The organism is Calothrix rhizosoleniae SC01 (assembly GCF_900185595.1).
GTDB lineage: Bacteria > Cyanobacteriota > Cyanobacteriia > Cyanobacteriales > Nostocaceae > Calothrix_A > Calothrix_A rhizosoleniae.
In genome coordinates this window covers 1-7,227 of record NZ_FYBH01000120.1, presented here as the reverse complement: position 1 = coordinate 7,227, position 7,227 = coordinate 1, and the positions used below count along the sequence as shown (strand labels likewise).

The following is a 7,227-nucleotide window of genomic DNA, read 5'->3' as shown; positions in this document are numbered from 1 at the left end:
AGTCAAAATTACATTCACGAAATACCTGCTCAATACGACTATAGCGTTGGAGACACCAATCGCGGCAGATAATCCAAGAAGGATGTAGATTATTTACCAGGATAAATTTACTCAGTTTTTCTCTAATTTTTACAAGATATTCGTCTAACCAGAAATTAATCATTCTGTGATATCCAGTATTTCTAAATGCTTCCATTTGACAGATCTCTTCACGAGTTACCCCAAACTCGTTAAGTAATTCTAGGGGAAAGTAACAAATATCCCGTTCAGCATCTTCGTGAATATCTCGTAAATTATTGTAAAACTGGTCTACTGTACCAAGATAATAAACTAATTGCCAATGTTCTGGAGTCAAAAAAGGTAAAATTTGAAAAGCAGTACCTGACAAATTTTCTAACATTATTTGATAGTTATTAAGAGTGTGAATCTCTAAATTAGGTTGGTGGTACTGAACATTAGCCATAATATGGCTATCGAAAGACTGAATACATAAGCTATTAATGATATTATCGGTATTTGCAAACCAAGAGTTTCTGATTTGATTCAACATTTTCTCAAAAGATGAATCTACCGGAATTATTCCTTCGTTTAAAAGTAGCTTCCAATCCGCAACAAAATTATTATATTCAGTTCCTTGGCAATCAATAAATTCACTTTCAGCTAGCTGATCGACCAAACGCAGCCAACTAACTCTTTCAAGCCATTTATCCCTAATTTCTGATTCTAAGTTCAACACAAAACCTGCGCTATCCAAATCCTTAATAGCATCACTTTCTCTATTTTCTAAGTTAAGTTCAAGTAGCATTTTTTTGCTCATCTAAGTTTTTACTTCTTTGCCGGTATCCGAATAGGCTCATGTAATATCTCTAAGCCCGGTTTTCTGTGGGAAGCCTATTCATACCTCTAGATGCTGAGTCATATAGGGGTTTTCGGTTGAGTGAGGTGAGCGTCTGTATTGCACCCAAATTAAACACGATGTATCTCAAGTAACATAATACTTAGACAAAAAGTTTAACGCCTCCTGCAAAATTACGGGAATTATGTCTCAATCGCAATTTGCAGTATTTATACGTAAAGCAAGTATTGTTACAGTTAAATTCTGTTGGTTATAAAAAAATGAGAAGGGAGTAATTTAACGATGAAAAAAATATTTTCGCCTAAAAATATATGTTAATTTGCGGAATCTTCTTAATTGGGCTTGGATTAAATATTAGTGAAATGGCATGGCACTGCTCTCTCTGGTTTTTCCAGGGGGAGCTATTTTTATCTATGTCCGACTTCAGCCATAAATTTTATTGAATGCGCCAAATTTTAATTTTCCGATCAAATCCTCCACTAGCCAGGGTTTTGCCATCTGGACTAAAAGCGATCGCACTTACCCAGTCGGAGTGTCCATCTAATGTATCGAGTAACTTACCCGTACTTAAATCCCATAGTTTAATGCCATCACGCCCCGCACTAGCAAGTATAATCCCATTGGGATGAACTGTAATTTTATTCACCCAACTTTCATGTCCTGCCAAGGTACGCATTAATTTACCACCTGGGAGACTCCACAGTTTAATAGTGCGATCGCGACTAGCTGTGACTAAGTTTTGACCATTGATAGTAAAAGCCATACTAGTTACGGTATCATTATGAGCCGTAAATTCTCGAATTAAGTTACCACTTTCCAAATCCCATAACTTAATTACCCCTTGCTTATCCCCACTAGCTAAAATTTTACCGTTGGGTGCGATCGCCATAGTATAAATCGCATTACCATAGCGAACAATAGTTTTTAGCGGGCGCTGGTGTGATAGATCCCATACACGAATCCCATCTAAACCACCACTGACCAGTAAATTATTCTCAGCAGATACTGCCAAAGATAAAACATGGCTTCTATGGGCTACAAAGCTACGGTTAAATTTGCGGTTTCTCATATTCCAGAGGTTAATACTATGGTCACTACCACTACTAGCTAAGGTTCGACCATCGGGGGAAACTACCAAGGATTGCACGGCTGTTTTATGGGCTTTTTTAATAGAACCCATACGTCTACCAGTTTGAGCATTCCACAAACCAATGGCTCCTTCATTATCTGCTCCACCACTAATCAGCACTTTACTATTAGGACTAAAGGCGAGGGATTTGATAGTTCCAGAATGTCCCCGTAAGGTACGTACTAATTTGAAATTAGTAAATTTATTTGTCCCCGAACTGCTGTTGACCCTTTCATTGATGGCAGAATTAGCAGTTGGAATATTAGTAAATAAATTGACACTGACAAAACTAGCGATCGCGATGGGGAAAAAAGTTTTATACAACCATTCGTAAGATCTATATCGCATACATTTATAAAGAGTCTACTACTACCGTTTTTCTTAGGATGCCCAGATTAAACGGTGGTCATTTAGGCTCTTTTACTGAATATTTATAGCACTTTTAATTACAAAAAAACCAGTATTTTTTCTAGGTTAACGTGAGTTCATGATACAAGACTACATAAAGTTTTTTCAAGAAATAATGTTATTTGTGACACTCATGTAGTAAACATGATGGATTTTAGCTATGTTATATAGTTGACTGTCAGGAAAAATACATAATCCGAATCCATATTAAGAGCGATTTGTAGTTAGGTAATAAGTTTTGAATTATTATTTAGAATAGAGGGGCTTGGGGTTTAACTGTTTGATCTGAGAAATTAAGAGCCACCTATCCACAAAGGTATTGGTGGGTATATAAAATTCCTCATGGTGTTTCGAGAAATAGGAACGGCTAAAGTATTACTTTCATCTGCTATATCGCAATAGTTGCAGAGGAGAAATTAATTATGCCAATTACACCAACCTATCCAGGTGTTTACATCGAGGAAATTCCTAGCGGTGTTCGCACAATTACAGGTGTTGCTACCTCGATTACAGCTTTTATTGGTCGTGCTGTACGAGGTCCAGTAGATGAACCAATAACGATCAACAGCTATAGTGACTTTGAACGTATTTTTGGTGGTCTATGGGTAGATAGCAGTCTAGGTTACGCTGTGCGGGATTTTTACCTCAATGGTGGAAGTCAAGCGATTATCATTCGACTATATCACCAAGATCCAGGTGATCCGGACGCTACTCCACCAGTAACTGCAAAACCTGCAAGGGCACAAGTCAATGCCAATGGACTACTTCTGGAAGCAGCTAGTGATGGCGCTTGGGGTAACTACTTACGTGCGCGAGTAGACCATGATGTGTCAGCGCAGGTGGCAGAGCGTTACGGTGTAAATTTAGATCAACTGTTTAACTTGACTGTACAGGATACAAAAACAGGCGTGACTGAACAGTTCCGCAATCTGACAGTAGTTAATAGTCCTCGTCAAGTTAAAAAAGTACTAGGAAATGAATCATTGTTGGTAAGAGTATCTGGAGATCCGGCTTCTGTTCCTGGGGCACATGGTGATCCTGCTCCTGGGCAAACTATTTGGGAAGATGATGCTGCATCAGCAAGAGTTCTCTCTGCTGATGAAGCAGGAGATGGATTGGCATTGAACCAAAATGACTTTATGGGGACTGGCAAAGAAAGCGATAAAAAAGGTTTGTATGCTTTGAAAAAAGCAGACCTGTTCAATATTCTTTGTATTCCACCCTATAAAGATGACAATAAAGATGTAGATATAGGCTTAATTGGCGAAGCAGCTAAATTGTGTGACATCGGGCTTTTTTGATTGTCGATCCACCCAGTACTTGGAATGATAAAGATAAAGCCAAAGTAGGTATTGATAATTTGGGTACTAAAAGTGACCATGCAGCAGTATTTTTCCCACGTGTAGTACAACCGAATCCTCTGCTAGATAACCAATTAGAAACTTTTGCGCCTTGTGGTATTGTCGCCGGTATTTTTGCTCGTACTGACACTCAACGAGGTGTGTGGAAAGCACCTGCGGGTATTGATGCAACGTTAGTGGGAGTACCGCAGTTAAGTGTACCACTGATCAATGAAGAGAACGGTGAGCTAAATCCTTTGGGTGTTAATTGTTTGCGGACTTTCCCTGGTGTGGGTCGAGTTTCATGGGGTGCAAGAACCTTACAAGGGGATGACCGTTTAGCATCAGAATGGAAATATATCCCTGTACGCCGGTTGGCTTTATATATAGAGGAAAGTCTGTATCGCGGTACTCAGTGGGTAGTATTTGAACCGAATGACGAACCATTGTGGGCGCAAATTCGTTTGAATATCGGTGCTTTCATGAATAATTTATTCCGTCAAGGTGCTTTTCAGGGTAGTACTCCCCAAGATGCTTATTTTGTCAAATGCAGCAGTGAAACTACGACCCAAAATGATATTAACTTGGGGATAGTTAACATTATTGTCGGTTTTGCTCCCTTGAAACCTGCGGAATTTGTAATTATCAAAATTCAACAAATTGCCGGTCAAATTGCTGTCTAATAGGATTTTGGATTTTGGATTTTGAATTCTGCACATAAAATTTTCCCTTGGAATATCGGGAGGTTAGATAAATATGGAATTTACTGTTAATCCCCAGCGATTTGACCCCTATAAAAACTTTAAATTTCGGGTTAAGTGGGATGGTAAATATGTAGCTGGAATTAGTAAATTTGGCGCTCTCAAACGTACCACAGAAGTTGTGACACATAGAGAAGGAGGAGACCCCAGTACATCGCGTAAATCTCCGGGGCGGACGGAATATGAAGCAATTATGCTAGAGAGGGGTGTAACTCACGACTTAGAATTTGAGAAGTGGGCAAGTAAGGTCTGGAACTTTAAAAATGCTCAAGCAGGTGCAGAACAGCTGACTCAAGAAGTTTCTCTGGAAGACTTTCGCAAGAACATTATTATTGATGTCTTTAATGAAGCTGGGCAAAAAGCTATATCTTACAAAATTTATCGCTGTTGGGTGTCTGAATATCAAGCTTTACCAGAACTTGATGCTAATGCGAATGCAGTGGCTATTCAGCAGATAAAATTAGAAAATGAAGGCTGGGAAAGGGACGAAGAGGTTAAAGAACCAAAAGAAGAAAGTTTCTAGGTAAATATATGACTTAGTAATTTTTTTTGAGGGTTTGTAGTCAGCACTTTAGTACGAAAAAATTGAGGTCTAAAATCGGAACTAAGAACTTATTTAGTCATCAATTCAAGCTGGATTAATAGTTTATGCGTGCATTGTCTGCTGGGGAATTATTAACTGTTTGGGAACAAGGATTAATGCAGCAACCCGTACAACGAGCATTAGCTTTGTTAACGGTTGCTTGTCAAGACATTTCTCCTTCACAGCTAGCACAGTTAAGTATTGGACGGAGGGATGGTTTATTGCTAACTTTGCGCGAGGGGATATTTGGTTCCCAGATTCAGAGTATAGCGACTTGCAGTAAATGTGGGGAACGTTTGGAACTTACTTTTGATGTTGCAGATATCCGCACTACTACATCCACAGAACCTCTGGAAATTTGTTCCGTGCAGGTTGACAGTTGGGAAGTTGAGTTTCGCTTACCTAATAGTTTGGATTTAATCGCCATCACCTCCGCAGATACCTCCCAAAGCGCACTCCTAGAACGCTGTTTGTTACAGGTACGGGAACGGGAGGAAATTCAACCAATAGCACAATTACCAACCCAAATCGCTAGTGCTGTGGTGACTCAAATGGCAAAATTAGACCCCCAAGCAGACGTGCAACTGAATCTCTGTTGTCCCGCTTGCAGTCATCAATGGCTGTCTACCTTTGATATTGTCTCTTTTTTCTGGAGCGAAATCCATGCTTGGGCAATTCGGACTCTGCGAGAAGTACATATTTTAGCTTCTACCTATGGTTGGGGAGAAGCAGAAATTTTGACCATGAGTCCCTATCGACGACGGTTGTATTTGGAGATGATAGGAGGATGAGTGACTTTCTCAACAATCTTGTAGCTAGAAACAACAATCAGCTAGAGACGGTACAACCCAGAATACCATCTCTGTTTGAACCGGGCATAGAAACTAGAAATTTAAGTATTTTAGGGGATTTTCAACAATATACAGGCATTGATGATCCATCAGTAACAGAAAATATTCAAGAATTACCCACACACAGAACAAGTTCGGTTCATGAGATTCATCAGTTAGAAGCAGAATCTTACCCTACCCCTGTCCCAGAAAAAAATCAGATGGGAAAGGAAATCCCCAGACAACCTAATGAGGAGAGGATAGAGTATATTACCCGCATTCAAGATGAATCCCCAACAATAAATTCTGAATCAACTCAACCACAATCTCATCCACCGCCACCTCCTACCTCTTCTCACGAGAAAACTCAGATGGGGAAGGGAACCCAGAGAATAACTGATGGGGAGAGGAAAGGATATATTTTTACCCGCGACAAAGACGAATCTCCACCCAGTCCCAATGTTAGACCTCAAACTAATGTTGTCACAAATAATTATTTACAGACAGTAGAAGTACTTAACCAGCAACCACCAGAACCGACAGTGATTCAGCAGGTGATTGCCAAAGAAACTTTCACCAAGGAAATTTTTACCCCCAAAGAAAGTAAAACCGTAACTCCAAAAATTCACCCACTGACTACCCAGGAACCAGAAACCAAAATAGTGGAACAAGTTATCTTACCGATCGCCCAGGAGGAAGTGTCAAGTAATACAAAGAAATTGCTAATTACCCAGGAAATTTCACCAACCCAAACATTAATTACACCCCCTCCAACAACTCCCAAAATTTCCATAGTTAAGGAGTCACAACCAATACAAGAAACAACAGAAGCAGCACCGACAATTAACGTTACCATTGGTCGCATTGAAGTGAGAGCAACAACACCAGCTACACTATCAAAGCCAGCTAAACCTAAGGGAAAACCCTCAGTTATGAGTTTAGATGAATACCTGCATCAGCGTGGAGGTGGTACATGAGTAATTCATTGGCGATCGCAGCTGTAACGACTACTTTACGTTATCTATTACAACGACGGTTTGATAGTAATGGTTCTGGTAGCGTAATTGTGACGACTAAGCCTTTAGATAAAGCCCGTGACAATAATAATAACGGCAATGGAGGCAATCAAGTCAATTTGTTTCTCTACCAAACTCAGTCAAATGCAGCTTGGCGAAATATGGATATCCCCACCCAGGTGAAACCAGGGGAAACGGGATTACCTCCATTAGCGTTAAATTTATACTATATGCTGACAACTTACGCTCAAAATGACGACTTTCCCGAACCAACGAGTCATAATTTGTTGGGGGAAGCCATGCT

At 39.8% G+C, this 7,227-nt stretch carries 8 protein-coding genes; 6 read left to right on the top strand and 2 right to left on the bottom strand.

Annotated features, from left to right (window positions below; translation table 11 throughout):
* Positions 1 to 805 (bottom strand): squalene/phytoene synthase family protein (locus CALSC_RS06960; RefSeq protein ID WP_159460577.1); only part of this gene is annotated, 805 nt, incomplete at its 3' end.
* 487 nt (positions 806 to 1,292) lie between these two features.
* Positions 1,293 to 2,333 carry a WD40 repeat domain-containing protein gene (locus CALSC_RS06955; protein WP_088240657.1) on the bottom strand — a complete coding sequence of 347 codons (1,041 nt, stop codon included), beginning with the start codon at positions 2,331 to 2,333 and terminating at the stop codon, positions 1,293 to 1,295.
* Between the two features lie 482 nt (positions 2,334 to 2,815).
* Here CALSC_RS06955 and CALSC_RS27995 point away from each other — a divergent pair, with 482 nt between their 5' ends.
* The 6 genes from CALSC_RS27995 to CALSC_RS06930 form a co-directional block, all read left to right on the top strand.
* On the top strand, positions 2,816 to 3,694 hold the full coding sequence (locus CALSC_RS27995) for a phage tail sheath protein (RefSeq protein ID WP_327331181.1): 879 nt from the start codon (positions 2,816 to 2,818) through the stop codon (positions 3,692 to 3,694).
* Positions 3,691 to 4,416, top strand: coding sequence for a phage tail sheath family protein (locus CALSC_RS27990; RefSeq protein WP_327331180.1), 726 nt, complete (start codon positions 3,691 to 3,693; stop codon positions 4,414 to 4,416). The genes CALSC_RS27995 and CALSC_RS27990 overlap by 4 nt, the downstream gene beginning before the upstream one ends.
* A 73-nt stretch (positions 4,417 to 4,489) precedes the next feature.
* Entirely contained in the window at positions 4,490 to 5,017 is a 528-nt protein-coding gene (locus CALSC_RS06945; RefSeq protein WP_088240656.1) for a phage tail protein, read from the top strand.
* A 125-nt stretch (positions 5,018 to 5,142) separates the two neighbouring features.
* Positions 5,143 to 5,868, top strand: a complete 726-nt coding sequence (locus CALSC_RS06940; protein ID WP_088240655.1) for a T4 family baseplate hub assembly chaperone — start codon at positions 5,143 to 5,145, stop codon at positions 5,866 to 5,868.
* Positions 5,865 to 6,884: a hypothetical protein gene (locus CALSC_RS06935; protein ID WP_088240654.1), complete on the top strand. Its 1,020-nt coding sequence runs from the start codon at positions 5,865 to 5,867 to the stop codon at positions 6,882 to 6,884. Before CALSC_RS06940 ends, CALSC_RS06935 begins: the two co-directional genes overlap by 4 nt.
* A partial coding sequence (locus CALSC_RS06930) for a Pvc16 family protein (protein WP_143288178.1) occupies positions 6,881 to 7,227 on the top strand: 347 nt, incomplete at its 3' end. The genes CALSC_RS06935 and CALSC_RS06930, both read left to right, overlap by 4 nt.

What these genes read in the sequence shown, in the direction of transcription:
- CALSC_RS06955 (WP_088240657.1), bottom strand. Translation starts at nt 2,333, where the DNA reads ATGCGATATAGATCTTACGAATGGTTGTATAAAACTTTTTTCCCCATC.
- CALSC_RS27995 (WP_327331181.1), top strand. Translation starts at nt 2,816, where the DNA reads ATGCCAATTACACCAACCTATCCAGGTGTTTACATCGAGGAAATTCCT.
- CALSC_RS06945 (WP_088240656.1), top strand. Translation starts at nt 4,490, where the DNA reads ATGGAATTTACTGTTAATCCCCAGCGATTTGACCCCTATAAAAACTTT.
- CALSC_RS06940 (WP_088240655.1), top strand. Translation starts at nt 5,143, where the DNA reads ATGCGTGCATTGTCTGCTGGGGAATTATTAACTGTTTGGGAACAAGGA.
- CALSC_RS06935 (WP_088240654.1), top strand. Translation starts at nt 5,865, where the DNA reads ATGAGTGACTTTCTCAACAATCTTGTAGCTAGAAACAACAATCAGCTA.